General features: G+C 65.8%; 17 protein-coding genes. 15 read left to right on the plus strand and 2 right to left on the minus strand.

What is annotated here, in order from left to right; translation table 11 throughout:
* The first annotated feature begins 9 nt into the window (after positions 1-9).
* From AUP43_RS11600 to AUP43_RS11650, 11 genes are all read left to right on the plus strand, one after another.
* Complete coding sequence (locus tag AUP43_RS11600; protein WP_067556945.1) at positions 10-336, plus strand: TrbC/VirB2 family protein; 327 nt, start codon at positions 10-12, stop codon at positions 334-336.
* Positions 333-596 (plus strand): VirB3 family type IV secretion system protein, encoded by a 264-nt coding sequence (locus tag AUP43_RS11605; protein WP_067556948.1) that lies wholly within the window; start codon positions 333-335, stop codon positions 594-596. The genes AUP43_RS11600 and AUP43_RS11605 overlap by 4 nt, the downstream gene beginning before the upstream one ends.
* Positions 590-3,079 (plus strand): conjugal transfer protein TrbE, encoded by a 2,490-nt coding sequence (trbE, locus tag AUP43_RS11610; protein ID WP_067556951.1) that lies wholly within the window; start codon positions 590-592, stop codon positions 3,077-3,079. The genes AUP43_RS11605 and trbE overlap by 7 nt, the downstream gene beginning before the upstream one ends.
* A complete protein-coding gene (gene trbJ, locus AUP43_RS11615; protein ID WP_067556954.1) occupies positions 3,076-3,789 on the plus strand; it encodes a P-type conjugative transfer protein TrbJ in 714 nt (237 codons plus the stop codon). The genes trbE and trbJ overlap by 4 nt, the downstream gene beginning before the upstream one ends.
* Before the next feature lie 18 nt (positions 3,790-3,807).
* On the plus strand, positions 3,808-5,127 hold the full coding sequence (trbL, locus tag AUP43_RS11620) for a P-type conjugative transfer protein TrbL (protein WP_067556957.1): 1,320 nt from the start codon (positions 3,808-3,810) through the stop codon (positions 5,125-5,127).
* A 3-nt stretch (positions 5,128-5,130) separates the two neighbouring features.
* A complete protein-coding gene (gene trbF, locus AUP43_RS11625; RefSeq protein WP_067556961.1) occupies positions 5,131-5,826 on the plus strand; it encodes a conjugal transfer protein TrbF in 696 nt (231 codons plus the stop codon).
* Positions 5,823-6,842 (plus strand): P-type conjugative transfer protein TrbG, encoded by a 1,020-nt coding sequence (gene trbG / locus AUP43_RS11630; protein WP_067556964.1) that lies wholly within the window; start codon positions 5,823-5,825, stop codon positions 6,840-6,842. Before trbF ends, trbG begins: the two co-directional genes overlap by 4 nt.
* Complete coding sequence (locus tag AUP43_RS11635; protein ID WP_067556966.1) at positions 6,842-8,089, plus strand: TrbI/VirB10 family protein; 1,248 nt, start codon at positions 6,842-6,844, stop codon at positions 8,087-8,089. Before trbG ends, AUP43_RS11635 begins: the two co-directional genes overlap by 1 nt.
* Before the next feature lie 14 nt (positions 8,090-8,103).
* The gene (locus tag AUP43_RS11640) at positions 8,104-8,337 is read left to right on the plus strand and encodes a DUF2274 domain-containing protein (RefSeq protein WP_067556969.1); all 234 of its coding nucleotides are present in this window, start codon (positions 8,104-8,106) and stop codon (positions 8,335-8,337) included.
* 26 nt (positions 8,338-8,363) lie between these two features.
* Positions 8,364-8,675, plus strand: a complete 312-nt coding sequence (locus AUP43_RS11645) for a DUF736 domain-containing protein (protein ID WP_067556972.1) — start codon at positions 8,364-8,366, stop codon at positions 8,673-8,675.
* Between the two features lie 87 nt (positions 8,676-8,762).
* On the plus strand, positions 8,763-9,587 hold the full coding sequence (locus AUP43_RS11650) for an IS5 family transposase (protein WP_084462755.1): 825 nt from the start codon (positions 8,763-8,765) through the stop codon (positions 9,585-9,587).
* A gap of 60 nt (positions 9,588-9,647) precedes the next feature.
* Here AUP43_RS11650 and AUP43_RS11655 read toward each other — a convergent pair whose 3' ends face one another.
* Positions 9,648-10,913 carry a type II toxin-antitoxin system HipA family toxin gene (locus AUP43_RS11655; protein WP_067556978.1) on the minus strand — a complete coding sequence of 422 codons (1,266 nt, stop codon included), beginning with the start codon at positions 10,911-10,913 and terminating at the stop codon, positions 9,648-9,650.
* Positions 10,903-11,244, minus strand: a complete 342-nt coding sequence (locus AUP43_RS11660; protein WP_067556981.1) for a helix-turn-helix transcriptional regulator — start codon at positions 11,242-11,244, stop codon at positions 10,903-10,905. The genes AUP43_RS11655 and AUP43_RS11660 overlap by 11 nt, the downstream gene beginning before the upstream one ends.
* A gap of 216 nt (positions 11,245-11,460) precedes the next feature.
* On the opposite strand from AUP43_RS11660, the gene AUP43_RS19685 reads away from it, so the two are divergent.
* The 4 genes from AUP43_RS19685 to AUP43_RS11675 are packed head-to-tail and all read left to right on the plus strand — an operon-like array spanning position 11,461 to position 16,485.
* The gene (locus AUP43_RS19685) at positions 11,461-11,688 is read left to right on the plus strand and encodes a ribbon-helix-helix protein, CopG family (protein ID WP_084462756.1); all 228 of its coding nucleotides are present in this window, start codon (positions 11,461-11,463) and stop codon (positions 11,686-11,688) included.
* Entirely contained in the window at positions 11,685-14,879 is a 3,195-nt protein-coding gene (locus tag AUP43_RS11665; RefSeq protein ID WP_067556984.1) for an SIR2 family protein, read from the plus strand. The genes AUP43_RS19685 and AUP43_RS11665 overlap by 4 nt, the downstream gene beginning before the upstream one ends.
* Positions 14,876-15,697: an AbiJ-NTD4 domain-containing protein gene (locus AUP43_RS11670; RefSeq protein ID WP_232315095.1), complete on the plus strand. Its 822-nt coding sequence runs from the start codon at positions 14,876-14,878 to the stop codon at positions 15,695-15,697. Before AUP43_RS11665 ends, AUP43_RS11670 begins: the two co-directional genes overlap by 4 nt.
* Complete coding sequence (locus AUP43_RS11675; RefSeq protein WP_084462757.1) at positions 15,694-16,485, plus strand: hypothetical protein; 792 nt, start codon at positions 15,694-15,696, stop codon at positions 16,483-16,485. The genes AUP43_RS11670 and AUP43_RS11675 overlap by 4 nt, the downstream gene beginning before the upstream one ends.
* The last annotated feature ends 41 nt before the right edge of the window (positions 16,486-16,526 follow it).

Below are 16,526 nucleotides of genomic sequence, written 5' to 3' on the forward strand. Positions count from 1 at the left end.
AGCAGGCTCATGCGTCAACCCTGCCATCGACACATTGTACTCCCGACACTGGCCGCACTCGTTGTCCTCGGCATCACCACGCCGGCGCTCGCCGCCGGATCGGGCATGCCGTGGGAGGCGCCGCTGGAATCGATCCTGCAATCGATCGAGGGGCCGGTGGCGCGCATCATCGCCGTGATCATCATCATTATCACCGGCCTGTCGCTCGCCTTCGGCGACACCTCGGGCGGCTTCCGGCGGCTGCTGCAGATCGTCTTCGGCCTCTCGATCGCCTTCGCGGCGACAAGCTTCTTCCTGACCTTCTTCTCCTTCGGCGGCGGGGCGCTGGTCACATGACGGAGCACGTCGAGGGCTTCGAGGTGCCGCTGCACCGCGCGCTGACCGAGCCGATCCTGCTCGCCGGCGCGCCGCGCACCGTCGCCATCGTCAACGGCACGCTGGCGGCAGCACTGGGTTTGGGCCTCCGGCTCTGGATCGCCGGGCTCCTCGTCTGGGCCATCGGTCATTCGCTCGCCGCGTTCGCGGCGAAGCGCGACCCGCAGTTCGGTCAGGTGCTGAGCCGCCACCTCCGGCACAAAGGATGGCTCGAATGCTGAACCTCGCCGAATACCGCGGCAAGCCGCAACGTCTCGCCGATTACCTGCCTTGGGCGGCACTGGTCGCGCCCGGCGTGGTGCTCAACAAGGACGGCAGCTTCCAGCGGACCTTCCGCTTCCGCGGCCCCGATCTGGAGAGCGCGACCGAGCCCGAGCTGGTCGCCACCTGTGCCCGGCTCAACAACGTGCTGCGGCGCTTCGGGTCGGGCTGGGCGCTGTTCTTCGAGGCCGAGCGCCACGCCGCGCCCGGCTACCCGGCGTCCGAATTCCCGGACCCGGCCTCCTGGCTGGTCGACCGGGAGCGCCGCGCCACCTTCGAGAACAGCTTGGGCGAACTCGATGGGGAGCCGGCGCGCCGTCACCGGCAGCACTTCGAGAGCAGCTACTACCTGACGCTCCTCTATCTCCCGCCACCGGACCAAGTGAACCGGGCCGAGCGGGCGCTTCTGGAGACCCCGCCCGACGAGCGCGGGATCGACTACCGCGACCATCTCGAGGCCTTCGTCGCGGAGACCGACCGGGCGCTCGACCTGCTCTCCGGCCTGATGCCCGTCTGCGCGCCGCTCGACGACGCCGAGACGCTCACCTACCTGCACGGTACCGTCTCGGCCCGGCGCCATCCGGTCGCGGTGCCCGAGACGCCGATGTACCTGGATGCGGTGCTCGCCGATACGCCGCTCGCCGGCGGGCTCGAGCCGACGCTCGGCGACCGGCATCTGCGCACCGTCACCGCGCTGGGCTTTCCGAACACCTCCCGGCCGGGGCTGCTCGACGACCTCAACCACCTCGGCTTCGAATACCGCTGGGTCACGCGCTTCATACCGCTCGACAAGACCACGGCCAACAGCGCGTTGACTCGTCTTCGGCGCCAGTGGTTCGCGAAGCGCAAGTCGATCGCCGTGCTCCTGCGCGAGGTGCTCTACAACGAGCCGGCGCCTCTCCTCGACTCGGATGCCGACAACAAGGCGGTCGATGCCGACGCGGCGCTCCAGGAGTTGGGTGGCGACCACGTGGCCTTCGGCTATCTGACGGCCACCGTCACGGTCTGGGACGAGAGCCGGGCCGGGGCTGCCGAGAAGGTCCGCGCGGTCGAGCGCGTCATCAACGCGCACGGCTTCACCACGATCCGAGAGACCGTCAATGCCGTCGAGGCATGGCTCGGAAGCCTGCCGGGACACGTCTATGCCAACGTCCGCCAGCCGCTGGTCCACACGCTGAATCTGGCGCATCTCGTGCCGCTGTCCGCGGTGTGGGCCGGGCCGGTGCGCAACGAGCATCTCGACGGACCCCCGCTGCTGCTCGCCGAGACCGGCGGCACCACGCCGTTCCGTCTTTCCACCCACGTCGGCGACGTCGGCCACATGCTGGTGGTCGGCCCGACCGGCGCCGGCAAGTCGGTGCTGCTGGCGCTGACGGCCTTGCAGTTCCGGCGCTACGCGGGCGCCCAGGTCTATGTCTTCGACAAGGGCGGCTCAGCCCGCGCCGCGGCGCTTGCCATGGGCGGCCGGCACCATGCGCTCGGCATCGGCGGCGCGCTCTCGTTCCAGCCCCTGCGGCACATCGACGATCCCGTCGTCCGGAGCTGGGCGGCGGAATGGATCGCCGGCCTGCTCGCGCACGAGAAGGTCGTCCTTGCGCCGGAAGTGAAGGAGAACGTCTGGTCGGCGCTCGGCAACCTCGCCTCGGCGCCGCCGGCGGAGCGCACCCTTACCGGGCTCTCTGTCGTCCTGCAGTCGAATGCCCTGCGGTCGGCACTCGCACCCTACACGCTCGAAGGCCCCTACGGCGCGCTGCTCGACGCCGAGGAGGAGGAGCTCGCGCTGGCCGACGTGCAGTGCTTCGAGATGGAAGAGCTGATGCAGGAAGCGGGCGCCGTCCTGCCGGCGCTCACATATCTCTTCCATCGCCTGGAGGCGCGGTTCGGAAGCCCGTCCCCGACTGGATCGGGGAGCCGGCCGACGCTTCTGGTGCTCGACGAGGCCTGGCTCTTTCTCGACAATCCGCTGTTCGCCGGGCGCATCCGCGACTGGTTGAAGACGCTGCGCAAAAAGAACGTCGCCGTCGTCTTCGCCACCCAGTCGCTCGCCGATATCGCCGACAGCACCATCGCGCCGGCGCTGATCGAGTCCTGTCCGCAACGCATCTTCCTGCCGAACGATCGGGCGCTCGAGCCGCAGAGCCGGGAGGCCTACGAGCGCTTCGGTTTGAACACGCGGCAGGTCGAGCTGATCACCGCCGCCCAGCCGAAGCGCGACTACTACCTGCAGTCCTGGCGCGGCAACCGGCTGTTCGAGCTGGGCCTCGGCCCGGTGGCGCTCGCCTTCTGCGCCGCATCCCAGCCGGCCGACCAGGCGCTCATTGACCGGGTGCTGGCGGAAAATGGGCCAGAGCAGTTCGCCGAGGCCTGGCTCCGGGTGCGCGACCTCGACTGGGCAGCCGACCTGCTACGCGACTTCCCCGCCGAACAAGGAGGACAGCCATGAAGCGCCATCTCGGTGTTGCCTGCCTGGCGGTGTGCCTCGCTCTTGCACCAATCCAGCCGGTGCAGGCGCTGACCGTGTTCGATCCCTCGAATTACAGCCAGAACGTCCTGCAGGCAGCTCGGGCGCTGCAACAGATCAACAACCAGATCCGCAGCCTGCAGAACCAGGTGCTGATGCTGCAGAACATGGCGAAGCACCTGGAGCGTCTCGATTACTCCTCTCTCGGCGCGATCCAGGCGGCGCTCGGCCGGATCAACCTGCTGATGGCGCAGGCCGAAGGCATCGCGTTTCGGGTCGATCGCACCGAGCAGGAATTCGCGCGGCTTTACCCCAAGGAGTACGCGGCGACCGTAACCACCGACGAACTCGCCCGCGACGCGCGCGGCCGCTGGGAGCATTCGATGGACGCCCTGCGCCAGACCATGCTGGTGCAGGCCGAGGTCGTGCAGAACGTCGAGGCCGACAGCGGCGAGCTCGCGCGCCTCCTCGCCGAGTCCCAGGCCGCCATCGGCAGCCTTCAGGCGCAACAGGCGACCAATCAGCTCATGGCGCTCTCGACCAAGCAGCAGCTCCAGACCCAGGAGTTGGTCGCCGCCCAGTACCGCGCCGAGGCGCTGGAGCGCGCCCGCGCGGCCGCCGCCCAGGAGCAGGCACGCGCGCAGTTCGACCGGTTCCTCGGCGACGGCAAGGCCTACACGCCGCTGGACTGAGGTGAGCGAGGCGACGCCATGGACGACATCAACGTCATCGACCGCTTCACGCAGACCTTCGTCACCTATATCGACTCGGGCTTCGGTCTGCTGACGGGCGACGTCGCCTTCCTCACGTCACTCCTGGTCGCCATCGACATCACGCTCGCCGGGTTGTGGTGGGCGCTGGACGAAGGCTCCAACGTTCTCGCCCGGCTCATCCGGAAGGTGCTCTATGTCGGCGCCTTCGCGCTCATTCTGAACAACTGGCAGTTCTTCGCGGATCTTATCTTCCAGTCCTTCTCGGGGCTGGGTCTCAAGGCGACGCCCACCGGGCTGACTCCGGATCGCCTGCTGCAACCGGGCTACGTTGCCGGCACGGGCTTCGAGGCCGCCTATCCGCTGATCCGGCAGGCGGGCGAGCTTCTCGGCTTCACGACCTTCTTCGACAATGCGGTGACGATTGTTGTGCTGGTCTTCGCCTGGCTGGTCGTGGTGCTCGCCTTCTTCATCCTCGCCGTCCAGCTCTTCATCACCATCATCGAGTTCAAGCTGACCACGCTCGCCGGCTTCGTGCTGGTGCCCTTCGCGCTGTGGAACAAGACGGCCTTCCTCGCCGAGCGTGTGCTCGGCAACGTGGTCGCCTCCGGCATCAAGGTCATGGTCCTCGCCGTCATCATCGGCATCGGCACCACGCTGTTCGGCGACTTCATCGGTGCCCTCGACGGCGAGGAGCCCAGCCTCGAGCAGGCGATGTCACTAGTGCTGGCCTCGCTCGCGCTGTTCGGCCTCGGCATCTTCGGGCCCGGCATCGCCGCCGGCCTGGTCTCTGGCGCACCCCAGCTCGGCGCCGGCGCTGCTGTTGGCACGGCGGGCGCGGTGGCCGGCGGCACGCTTGCCGGCGGTGCGGCCGCGGTCGGTATGACCCGCATGGCCGGTGCTGGCGGATTGTCCGCCGTGCGCGCCGGCACGGCGCTTTCGGCTGGCACCGGCGCGGCCTACGGGATGGGCAAGGCCGCGTCGGGCGCCACCGGAGCGGCCGGCATGGTCGCTGGTATGGTCGGTGTCGCCAGGGCAGGGGCCGGTACGGCCCACGCCGCCGGGGCGCGCATGGTCGGTGGTTTCGCCGAGAGTGCGCAGCGCGGCCGCACGGCGGCATGGCAGGCGACCGGCGGCCGGCCGGCAGGTGGTCCTGCGATCGCCTCGGCTCCCCTGGGCGACGGCGGCGTTCCGGTATGGGCGCGGCGCCTGCGGGCGGAGCAACGCCGCCGTGCGCGCCTTCATTCGACCGAGCAGGCAGTCCGGGAAGGGGACCGGCCCGGCGCCGGCGCGAATCCCGACCTGTCCGAGAGGGAGTGAGCCATGTTCCGGCGTGCGACCAACCGTTACGGCGACACCCCCGAGCCCGTCACCCCGTACCAGAAGGCGGCGCAGCTCTGGGACGAGCGCCTCGGCTCGGCGCGCGTCCAGGCCCGGAACTGGCGCCTCATGGCCTTCTTCTGCCTGGCGCTCGCCGCCGGGTTTGCGGCTGCCCTCATCTGGCAGTCGGCGCAGAGCCGGATCACGCCCTATGTCGTCGAGGTCGACGAGCTCGGCGCCGCCCAGGCGGTGGCGCCGGCCGTCCAGCCCTACGAGCCGACCGACGCCCAGATCGCCCATCACCTGGCGCGCTTCGTGCGGAACGTTCGCTCGCTCTCGATCGACCCCATCGTCGTGCGCAAGCGCTGGCTCGAGGCCTACGACTTTGCGACCGACCGGGCCGCCCAGACCCTCAACGAGTTCGCTCGCATCAACGACCCCTTCAAGGCAGTCGGCGAGCGCAGCGTCTCCGTCGAGGTGACGAGCGTCGTGCGCGCTTCGGACGACTCCTTCCAGGTCAAGTGGACCGAGCGGACCTGGGAGGGTGGCAGCCTCGCCAAGACCGAGCGCTGGACCGGCATCCTGTCCATCGTCATCCGCCAGCCGCGCGACGTGGCGACGCTGCGCAAGAACCCGCTCGGCATCTACGTGCACGGCCTCGACTGGTCGCGCGAGCTCAACCCCGGAGAAACGCCATGACTCCCATCCGCCACCTACTGTGCGGCGTGTCGGCGCTGGCGCTCGCCGCCTGTGCCGCCAAGGGCACGCCGCCCCCGGAGATCACTTACGACACCGGCGACTTCGTGCCCGCCGCCGTAGAGCAGGAGCCGCCCAGGCCGGTCGAGATCGTCGCCGTGCCCGAGCCGTTGCCGCTGCCGGGCCAGCTGAAGCCGGCGCCGAACGGGGAGCCGGCCGCGCCCGACGAAGGCCCGCCGACGGACCGGGTCGACGATGCCAATGCTGCTGCGCGGCTGGAGCCGACCGAGGACGGCTACATCAACGCGGTCCAGGTCTATCCCTTCACGAGGGGCGCGCTCTATCGCCTCTACGCGGCGCCGGAGCAGGTGAGCGATATCGCGCTTCAGCCGGGCGAGAAGCTGGTCGCGGTTTCGGCCGGCGACACGGTGCGCTGGGTGGTGGGCGACACCACCAGCGGCACCGGCGAACGCCAGCAGGTGCATGTGCTGGTGAAGCCGGTGGCGCCGGACCTCCGGACCAACCTCGTCATCACCACCGACAGGCGGGCCTATCACCTGGAGCTGGAGAGCACCGAGGAGACCTACATGGCCTCGGTCTCGTGGCACTATCCGCACGAGGAGCTCGTCGCCCTTCGCCGGCAGAACGAGCGGGCGAATGAGACACAAAGTGTCGCGCAGGGTCTCGCACTCGACCGTCTCCGCTTCCGCTACGAGGTCACCGGCGACACGCCGCCGTGGCGGCCGCTCCGCGCGTTCGACGACACTTACAAGGTCTACATCGAGTTCCCGCGACGGATCGACCAGGGCGAAGCACCGCCGCTGTTCGTGGTCGGTCCCGAGGGCGGGGCGGAGCTCGTCAATTACCGCGTGCGTGGCAACTACTACATCGTCGACCGCCTGTTCGCCGCCGCCGAGCTCCGCCTCGGCGAGGATCCCCAGCAGGTGGTCCGCATCAGTCGCACGGACGGGCGCCAGGCAAACGCGGCGCCGGCACGGGACGAGACGGAGGTCCGGTGATGGCGGACCAGGCCGAACCGCGCAGCACCCCGCCGAAGAGCGACCCGGAAAGCTTAACGCTCCGAGCCCGGCCACGGCCCGTCACGCGCTTCAGCCGCAAGGTCCTGATCGCGGGCGCGGCACTCGGCTCGGCGGCGATCCTCGGAGCGACCCTCGTGGCGCTCGATCCGCCGACGTTCCGCGAGGAGCGACGTGGCGACGAGCTGTACAGCACCGAGCGTAAGCCGACTGCCGAGGGGCTGGCCGAGCTGCCGAGTGACTATGGCGACATGCCGAAGCCGACACCGGAGCTGGGCCCGCCGCTTCCCGGTGACGTGGGGCCGCCCGTGGTCGACATGGAGCGGGATCTCGGCGTGGCGCCGCCATCGGTACCGGCGTTCCGGCCCGACCCGGAGGCCGATGCCGCCCGGGCCGAACGTCTGCGTCTCGCGCAACAGGCACGAAAGGCGCGCGAGTCGGAGGTGTTCTTCCAGATCTCCGCACGGCAAGGAACTACCGACGCCGCGGCGAATCCGGGGACAGGGCAGGGGGCATCTGACCCATACGTGGATGGCTCTGACGACCAAAGCCGGCTCGCACTCGACCCCGCCCGGGATCAGAACCACCAGGGCCGCAAGCTCGACTTCCTGAACCAGCGCGTCGACGACGCGGTCTACAATCCGCACCCGCTCCAGGACCCGGTCTCGCCCTACGTGGTGATGGCGGGCACGGCGATCCAAGCGAGCCTGGTAACGGGCATCAACTCCGACTTGCCCGGACTGGTGATCGCCCAGGTCACCGGGAACGTCTACGACACGCCGACCGGCCGGCATCTCCTGATCCCGCAGGGCGCGCGCCTGATCGGAGAATACGACAGCGTCGTCGCCTTCGGGCAGAGCCGGGCGCTCGTCATCTGGAACCGCATCGTCATGCCGGACGGCTCCTCGATCGTGATCGAGAACCTGCCGGCGACCGATACGGCCGGCTACGCGGGTCTCGAGGACGAGGTCGACTACCACACCTGGCGGCTGATCGCCGGCGTGGCGCTCTCGACGCTGCTCGGCGTCGGCACCGAGCTGACCTTCGGCGAAGAGGAGGGCAATCTCTTGCGGGCAATCCGCGAATCCGCCCAGCGCGACGCCAACCGCGCCGGTCAGCGCATCACCGAGCGCAACCTCAACATCCAGCCGACCATCACCGTCCGGCCTGGCTGGCCGCTGCGCGTCATCGTCCACAAGGACCTGGTGCTGAGACCCTACCGCGGCTGACGGAGGAGATAGCCATGCCCGACCTGAAGCTGTCCAAGCTCCCCGACCGGACACCGGTCAAGATCACCGTCACGGTCACGCCCGAGCTGAACAAGGCGCTTCAGGCCTATGCCGAGCTCTACCGCGAGACCTACGGCGAGGCCGAGCCCGTGGCGGAGCTCATCCCTTACATGCTGGAGAGCTTCCTCGCCGCCGACCGCGGATTCGCCAAGGCGCGGCGGGAGCGCTCGTCCCCGAAACGCGGCTGACCCGATCAACGGAAGGAGGCAGAGCCATGTCGATCATCGGTACGTTCACCCCCACCAAGAACGGTGGTTGGACCGGCACCATCCGCACGCTCACCATCGACGTGAAGGCGCGGTTCGTGCCCAACGACAACCGCGACAGCGACCGCGCGCCGGATTTCCGGGTGTTCGTCGGACGCTCAGAGGTTGGCGCTGCTTGGCGCGAGCGCACAAGTGGAGAAAGCCCGAAAGACTACGTCAGCGTCCGCCTCGACGATCCAACACTGGCGGAGCCGATATCCGCGGCTATGTTTACGGTCGCTGAGAGCCAGTCCGCGCAGCTCGTCTGGAGTCGACGGTAGTTACAGTAGCCTAATGGACTTAACGTTCTTAGAGACCGTTTGAGAAAGGGGATTCCCCTCGGGTGGGTTTCGTGATTCACCCTGTGCATGTGGACACGAGAGACGCGAGGCCGGATGGCCGGGATCGAGCGGAAGACCAAGCGGTACCCGACCGATCTGACCGACGAGGAGTGGTCGCGGATCGCGCCGTTGCTGCCGACGCCGGCGCGGCGCGGGCGCAAGCCGAGCGTCGATCTCCGCGAGGTGTTGAACGCGATCCGCTACATGACCCGCACCGGCGGCGGCTGGCGGATGCTGCCGAAGGACTTCCCGCCGTGGCAGACGGTGTACTGGTGGTTTCGCCGGTTCGTGCGGCTGATGCTGTTCCAAACTATTCATGACATCGCCCTGATGGTCGACCGCGAACGGGCCGGACGCGAGGCGAGCCCGAGCGGCGGTGTCGCCGACAGCCAGAGAGTCAAGGCCCCGGCGCCGGGCGCAGCGCGGGGATACGACGCGGCGAAGAAGACGGTCGGCCGCAAGCGCCACGTGGTGGTCGACACCGACGGGCGATTGCTGATGGCCAACCTGACCCCGGCCGACATCTCGGACAGTGCCGGGGCGCAAATGATCCTCGACGCCATCCGCAAACGCTGGCCGTGGCTCAAGCACCTGTTCGCCGACGGCGCCTACGACCGGACGCAGCTCATGGACAAGGCCGCGTTCCTGGATTTCGTCATCGAGGTCGTACGCCGCATCGACCACGAGCCCGGCTTCAAGGTCCTGCCCCGGCGCTGGGTGGTCGAGCGCACCTTCGGCTGGATGACCCGATGGCGGCGCCTGGTGCGCGACTACGAGCAGCGCATCGACGTCTCCGAGGCCATGATCCACGTCGCCATGGGAAGCCTTCTCCTGCGCCGCATCAGCCATTGAAGCCATTCTCAAACGGACTCTTAGCGTACACGAACGTGGACGTTAGCCCAAGCGGTCCGCTCAGGCCGCGTCTTCATAGAACAGCCCGTCATAGACGAAGGCGCTGCGGATCGCCTCGCAGTCGGCTTCGCTCGCCCCGGCGCGGCGCATGGTTGGACGCCATTCGTCCCGAACCGTGGCCGTGATCCGCTCGAATAGGAAGGTTGCCTCCTCGCGATTGAGCAGAAAGCGGCCCGAATCGCTGAGCAGATTCATCTTGTTGGCGTACCGGCCGAACCTCCCGCAGGCCATTGCGAGGTCGCGGCGATCCACAGCGACAACAGGAGAGGGGGTCAGATCAAAGGCCGGGCTCAGGCGCCAGTCTCGATCCTTGGCCAGCACCGCATGGTTGCGCGGATGATCGTCAAGATTGGACACGGCCGCATTGAAACAGATCCGCCCGAACAGCTCGCGCAAATCGTCTTCCGGACGGGTGCTCACCCGGCGGATTTCATCGGCGAGCAGAAGATAGGACCAGTCGCCGCGCTCTCCGGGAGCGTCTCCCGCCCGGAGCAGCGTGAGGGCGCTCACCATGCGGTGACGGCGGTATCCGGTCTCCGCCCAGTCGCGGTCGAAGCGGCGCACGAGCAGCACGTCACGTCCGCCAACCGTTTCCATTCGGCTGTCGGCAACATCCAGGCCGCAGGTCTCGGCCAGCTTGAGCAGGCCGTGCTCAACCCGCGGATAATTCCAGCGGTCGTCCTGGCGGCTGAACTTCGCGATCCACAGATCATTGTCCTGCTGGACCACCGCTTTGGGGCGGGCACCGCCCATCGACGTGCCGAGCATGAGAAGCTCTTCGGCCTGCCGGCCTGCCGAGCCGGCGCCGTCCGGATCGTCGGCGACAATGGCGTCGGCCGCCCTCTGGAGCCGTTCCAGGTCCACCGTCCGATTAAACCGGCGCTGCGGGGCCGGCGGTTCGACATTGAGACCAAAGCCGAGCGCGCCGGCACGGTCGTCCGGCCCCTGCAACAGATAGTCGAATTCTTCGAGTTCGGTGAGGCCGGCGTTGCGCTCGATGACGCGCCGGCCCCAGAAATCAGGCATCGCGTCGCGGATGGCTCCGAAGAAGCCGTCCATGCGCGCGGTTTCATAGACCCGGCCGGAAAGCCGGAGCTCGACCGGGTCGATTTCTACGGCATCGGCCCGCTCACGGTACGAGCGCCCATAGACGAACGCGCCGACAGCCCCGGCGCTGTCTTCGGTCCAACGGAACCGGCCCGCCGTCACGAACGCGGTTTCGCCGGGCGGGACAATATAAACGTAGCATTCCCGCTCAGAAGTCATCGCTCAGCGTCCTTCGGCTGCGGGCTGTTTTCGGGCTGCGCGCACGCTCAAGGGTCATACCTTCCTCGTCCCGCGCCGGGTCGGCGACCTCCTTCATCTGACTGAGGAGGTCCAGCACCCACAGGGCCCCCATATAGGCGGCAACACCTGTGGTCGGCTTGCCCTTTTCGACATCGGCCACGACGAATCGGGACACCCCCATGCGCCGGGCCATGTCGTCCTGCGTCAGTTTGCGTCTGACACGGGCCGTGCGGATGTTGGCGCCCAGTCGTTCCAGGGTCTCCCGGACGGCCGCGGGCGGGGATTCGGCGATTTGGCTCTGACGGGGCATGTTGTTTTCGACCTACATTTGCGCATCATATGTTGTTCCAATCTAACATGATGCCCCGTAATGTCAAACGGACGAAGGTTCCTTTGTTGCTTTTACGCACCCTAAAGGACCTATATGTTAACTCAAAACAACATTCGTAAGCTTGACCTCAAGAATTCGCAGACAGAAGCGAATCCACCTTGCGTGATGTAAAGTGGTGCAATTAACATCACCCTCATGCCCAGACCCCGCGGAACGCGCAAAACAGCTCGAATATCGGTCAGCCTGGACGCCGAGGACTACGCCGTCCTGACGGAGATCGCTCGCAGGGAGGACGTTTCGGTCGCCTGGGTGGTGCGCCGGGCCGTCGGCGAAGTCGTTCGCGCCCATCAGTCGGGAGCCGCCGAACCCGAATTGCCTCTGTCCGGAAGGTCTGCGTCGACCAAGGGAACGGGTACGCAATGAACCAGGCCGTATCTCCGCTTCCCGACCAGGAAGGCAAGGAGGATATCGTCCTCTCGCTCGACGCCTTCGTCCGCTCTGTAGGGGTCCGCAAAAGCGCACCTCTCTCCGTCTTCCTCGGAGCGGGAGCGTCGATAAGTTCCGGCTTGCCTTCGGCGGAATTGTGCATCTGGGAATGGAAGCGCAGCATCTTCCTGACCAATAATCCCGGTCTCGAGGCCCAGTTCTCCGAATTGACCCTGCCCGCCATCCGCCGCCGGATACAACAATGGCTGGACAGCCAGGGGATCTACCCGCCGGAAGGGAGCCCGGACGAATACGGCTACTATATCCGTGAGTGCTTCCCGATCGCCGAGGATCGGCGCGCCTATTTTCGGGAGAAGATCCGGACCGCCCGACCGCATATCGGTTATCAACTGGTCTGCCAGCTCGCCGAAGCCGGTTTGATGCGTTCTGTATGGTCCACGAATTTCGACGGACTCGCTGCCCGGGCCGCGGCTTCTTATAGCCTGACGCCGCTTGAAGTCGGGATTGACAGCCAGCAGCGCCTGACCCGGCCGACGTCCGATGGCGAGCTTCTTTGTATCTCCCTGCACGGCGATTATCGCTATGACGCCCTGAAGAACACGTCCGAAGAGTTGCAGACCCAGGAAGCGGCGCTGCGTCAGGCGCTGATCGAGGAAACGCGAAGCACGCCCCTCATCGTGGCCGGCTATAGCGGCCGGGACGATTCCGTTATGGAAGCGCTTTATGCCGCCTATGCCGAAGCAGGATCCGGCACATTGTACTGGTGCGGTTTCGGCGACGGCGATCCGCCGGCTCCTGTAGCAGATCTGATTCGCCATGCCCGCGAACACGGGCGCAACGCGTATTACGTGCCCACACTGGGCTTCGACGACCTCATGACGCGCCTCGCCCTCCATTGTCTTCAGGGTGACCGTCGCGAAGCCGCTCAACACGCCATTGCCCAGATCGCCCCTCAAGATGCGCTACATCGGGAGCCTTTCGACGTTCCCGAGTACGCGGCCGGCACGCTGATCAAGAGCAACGCCTTCGAGATCGATTGTCCGGGCGAGGTACTTCAGTTCGATCTCAAAACCTGGCCGACCGAACGGGTCTGGGCGACGCTCCGCGAGACCGTTGGCGACCGTCATTTGGTCGCGGTGCCGTTTCGCAAGGTGCTGGCTCTCGGCACGATCGAGGACATCCGGGACGCTTTCGGTGACAACATCAAGGGACCGATCGAGCGTACGCCGGTGACCCCGGATGATCTCAAATATGAAGACGGCGCCGTCGTTTCTCTGATGCGACAGGCGCTTGTTCGGTCAATGGCCGCAAAGGCCGGGCTGGAAACCGACGGCCGCAAACAGCTTTGGCGATCGGCCGTACTCCGTTCCGTTCAACGCTCCATAGGGCGCTATGCCGTTCACGAGGCGGCGGAAATCTTCCTGCGCCGCATCGGCGGCGTCCAGCATTTGGTCCTGATGCCGTCTCTCAAAGTGTTCGATCAGGCCGGCGCCGAGCCACCGCCTGAAATCGCCAATCCGATCAAACTCGAAATCCTCGGCTACCAGCATAACGGTCCTTTTAACAAAGCGGTCAATAGCTGGCGCAAGGAACTGTTCGGGGATGATCGCCAGGCGGCGTTCACTTTTCCACCCGACTGCGGATCTGGCTTCACGTTTCGGATCCGGCGCTCCCCCGCCTTCGGCCGGATCGGATTGCCGACCGGTGGCCGTCCACTCACCGTACCCGGGACCATGCAGCCACTGATCAAGCACAGCGGTGTGCAACTGGCCGAGCCTGCCTTGCTCTTTTCCAATAAAGGGGGCACGGCCGCTGTCCGTGATACGCATCCCATTCGCGGAATCCTGGACAACCGCCCCTATGATTATCCTCTCACCGCCCGGGGCCTCTCGCCGTCATTGCGTATCGGTGTCGTCTGTCCAGCCGCCGAAGCCGGCACGCTACAATCCTATCTCCAGAATATTCACCGGGCCTTCAGTCCGCGTCGTACTGAGCAGGACTACCTTCTCGACTATCCGGGATTCCAGGCAGCCTATGGCTTGCCCATCGAACTCCCGGCGCCGGATTCGCCGGGATGGATGACGTGTCCCGAACCCGCGGCCCGCAACGCCGCTGAGGGGTCGCTCGAAGTCGCGCGTCTTATCGACCGCAGCATCGAGGCGCTCCAGTCCTCCTACGCGCCGGATGTCGTCCTGATCTACTTCCCCGACCGCTGGCAAAGCTTCCGCGGCTACAGCACGGACTCCGAAAGCTTCGACGTCCACAACTTCGTGAAGGCCTTCTGCGTCCAGCGCGGTATCGCCACACAGTTCCTCAATGAGGATACGCTCTCCGATAACCAGCAGTGCCGCGTTTGGTGGTGGCTTTCCCTGGCGCTTTACGTCAAGGGCATGCGCACACCGTGGCTCCTGGACAACCTGGCCGACAACGCCGCTTTCGTCGGACTCGGCTTCAGCATCGATAAGTCCGCTCAGCGTGGCGATCATGTCGTGCTCGGATGCAGCCATATCTACAGCGCTCGCGGCGAGGGGCTTCAATACCGTCTCAGCAAGGTCGAGAATCCGATCATCCGCCGCGGCAATCCGTTCATGTCCAGCGATGATGCGCGCCGTGTCGGCGACACCATCCGTCAGCTCTTCTTCGACGCGCGGATGGCGCTTCCCGAGCGTGTTGTCCTTCACAAGCGCACGCCCTTCACGAAGGACGAGCGGGAAGGATTGCGCGACGGCCTGAGCGGCGTCGGCTCTATCGATATGCTCGAAATCCAGATCGATCACGCCCTTCGCTACCTAGCGTCGACCGTGAAGCCGGACGGAACGCCGGGTGAAGACAATTACCCGGTGCGCCGCGGTACGGTGATGAAGCTCGACGATTTCAGCGCGCTTCTCTGGGTCCACGGCGCAACCAGCGCGCTGAACCCCCGCTACAAATACTTCCAGGGAAAGCGCCGGATTCCTGCGCCCCTCATCATTCGGCGCCATGCCGGCAATACGCCATTGCAGGATATGGCCGGTGAGATCCTGGGCCTTTCCAAGATGAACTGGAACACCTTCGACCTCTACACCAAGCTGCCGGCGACCCTGCAATCGTCCAACGAAATCGCGAGAATTGGGTCCCTGCTGCAGCGTTTCGGAGCGGCCTCCTATGATTACCGGCTCTTTATATGACCACCGGTGCCTATCCGGAGGCGTCCATGACTGAGGCGTTTTCTGACCGGCACGGCTATAGAGGCACCGACGCCGAGATCACCGTCCGCGAAGACGCCCCCGAGGGCCTACGCTACGCTATTCCCCTGATTGCCCACGGCATCGGCATGAGCCCGACCGCCATGCGGCGCGTCATTTGTCAGGTCCTGCTCGTTCCGCCTGATCCCTCGAACTGGTCGAATTATCCGAATATTTGGGGCGAGGTGAACGAGCTCATCGAAGATTGCCCCTGGTATAAGGTCTATGATGTCGCCGAAGCTCTCCACGACGCATTTGAACGGACCGATCCAGACTGTGCTCGGCAGTTTACCGATCGTCTCAATCAGTATTTTCGCGAGAATGGTATCGGCTGGGACATGCGGAAGGGCCGCTTCGTTTTCAGAGGATCGGAAGTATTCCAGGAAGCGACCACCGAGGCCGCCAGCGTTTTGATGGATGCAGGGCGGGAAAGGGCCGCCAGCGAGATTCACGAAGCGCTGCGCGACATCTCGCGCCGGCCCGACCCCGACATTACCGGCGCCATGCAGCATGCGATCGCCGCACTGGAAGCGACTGCCCGCGACGTAGCCGGAGAGCCGAACCGAACCCTCGGCCAGCTTGTCCGCAATCTGAGCTTACCCGCTCCGTTGGATGCCGCAGTCGTAAAGCTCTGGGGTTATGCATCGGACCGCGCTCGTCACGTGCGCGAAGGCCAGGAAATCGACACGGCGGAAGCTGAACTCCTCGTCAGTGTTGCCTGCGCCGTCTGTACCTTCCTGTCGCGGCGGAACAGCCCTTGAACGCGCCCAATCCTGCCCGTCAAAAGGCGGCACGCAACACGCTCGACAGAATGTTCGCCGAGTCGGCGAACGCTTGGATCATTCATTATTCGTGTGAGAGCTTTTACGATCGTCCCGACGGACGATCCCCCCGCGTGACCTCAATTGCGCTCCGCAAACTCGATTCCGCACAAACCGTGTCGTTCTCTATCCATCAGACCGCCGAGCGCCGCGGCATCCCGTTCGACCGCATCGAACAGCATTACGACGAGCTGGAACAGGAAATGCTGGACAACTTTTTTGCCCACCTGGGCGGGCACCGCGGGATGAAGTACCTGCACTGGAATATGCGGGACGCCAACTATGGCTTTCAGGCCATTGAACACCGTTATCGCGTTCTGGGCGGCGAGCCCTTCGTTATCGACGACAACAACAAAATCGATCTGTCCCGCCTGCTGATCGACATATATGGGGTCGGCTACATCGATCATCCTCGTATGGAGCGTCTGCTCGACAAGAATCACATCGCGCCGCGCGATTTCCTGAGCGGCGCCGAGGAAGCCCGGGCTTTCGAAGACCGCAATTTTGTCGGTCTGCATCAGTCGACCCTGCGAAAGGTCGACGTCATCGCCAACATTGCCGGGCGCGCTCATGACCGCAATCTGAAGACCAACGCCTCCTGGTGGGCTATGCATGGCGGCCGCCTCCGCACAGCGCTCGTCTGGATGGCCGAAAACAAAACCTTCCAGCTTGTTACTGGGTTGGCCAGCCTTGTGGGGCTTGGCCTAGCTCTTTGGGCCTTCCTCTAGTCCAGCGTCGGTCACAAGCTATGCCTTTGGCATCCTCGTGG

The organism is Oceanibaculum pacificum, from assembly GCF_001618175.1.
Classification (GTDB): domain Bacteria; phylum Pseudomonadota; class Alphaproteobacteria; order Oceanibaculales; family Oceanibaculaceae; genus Oceanibaculum; species Oceanibaculum pacificum.

Excerpts from the sequence above, each read along its gene's own strand:
- trbF (WP_067556961.1), top strand. The coding sequence starts at position 5,131 with ATGTTCCGGCGTGCGACCAACCGTTACGGCGACACCCCCGAGCCCGTC.
- trbG (WP_067556964.1), top strand. The coding sequence starts at position 5,823 with ATGACTCCCATCCGCCACCTACTGTGCGGCGTGTCGGCGCTGGCGCTC.
- AUP43_RS11655 (WP_067556978.1), bottom strand. The coding sequence starts at position 10,913 with ATGACTTCTGAGCGGGAATGCTACGTTTATATTGTCCCGCCCGGCGAA.
- AUP43_RS11665 (WP_067556984.1), top strand. The coding sequence starts at position 11,685 with ATGAACCAGGCCGTATCTCCGCTTCCCGACCAGGAAGGCAAGGAGGAT.
- AUP43_RS11600 (WP_067556945.1), top strand. The coding sequence starts at position 10 with ATGCGTCAACCCTGCCATCGACACATTGTACTCCCGACACTGGCCGCA.
- AUP43_RS19685 (WP_084462756.1), top strand. The coding sequence starts at position 11,461 with ATGCCCAGACCCCGCGGAACGCGCAAAACAGCTCGAATATCGGTCAGC.
- AUP43_RS11605 (WP_067556948.1), top strand. The coding sequence starts at position 333 with ATGACGGAGCACGTCGAGGGCTTCGAGGTGCCGCTGCACCGCGCGCTG.
- trbE (WP_067556951.1), top strand. The coding sequence starts at position 590 with ATGCTGAACCTCGCCGAATACCGCGGCAAGCCGCAACGTCTCGCCGAT.
- AUP43_RS11670 (WP_232315095.1), top strand. The coding sequence starts at position 14,876 with ATGACCACCGGTGCCTATCCGGAGGCGTCCATGACTGAGGCGTTTTCT.
- AUP43_RS11640 (WP_067556969.1), top strand. The coding sequence starts at position 8,104 with ATGCCCGACCTGAAGCTGTCCAAGCTCCCCGACCGGACACCGGTCAAG.
- AUP43_RS11660 (WP_067556981.1), bottom strand. The coding sequence starts at position 11,244 with ATGCCCCGTCAGAGCCAAATCGCCGAATCCCCGCCCGCGGCCGTCCGG.
- AUP43_RS11645 (WP_067556972.1), top strand. The coding sequence starts at position 8,364 with ATGTCGATCATCGGTACGTTCACCCCCACCAAGAACGGTGGTTGGACC.
- AUP43_RS11650 (WP_084462755.1), top strand. The coding sequence starts at position 8,763 with ATGTGGACACGAGAGACGCGAGGCCGGATGGCCGGGATCGAGCGGAAG.
- trbL (WP_067556957.1), top strand. The coding sequence starts at position 3,808 with ATGGACGACATCAACGTCATCGACCGCTTCACGCAGACCTTCGTCACC.
- trbJ (WP_067556954.1), top strand. The coding sequence starts at position 3,076 with ATGAAGCGCCATCTCGGTGTTGCCTGCCTGGCGGTGTGCCTCGCTCTT.
- AUP43_RS11635 (WP_067556966.1), top strand. The coding sequence starts at position 6,842 with ATGGCGGACCAGGCCGAACCGCGCAGCACCCCGCCGAAGAGCGACCCG.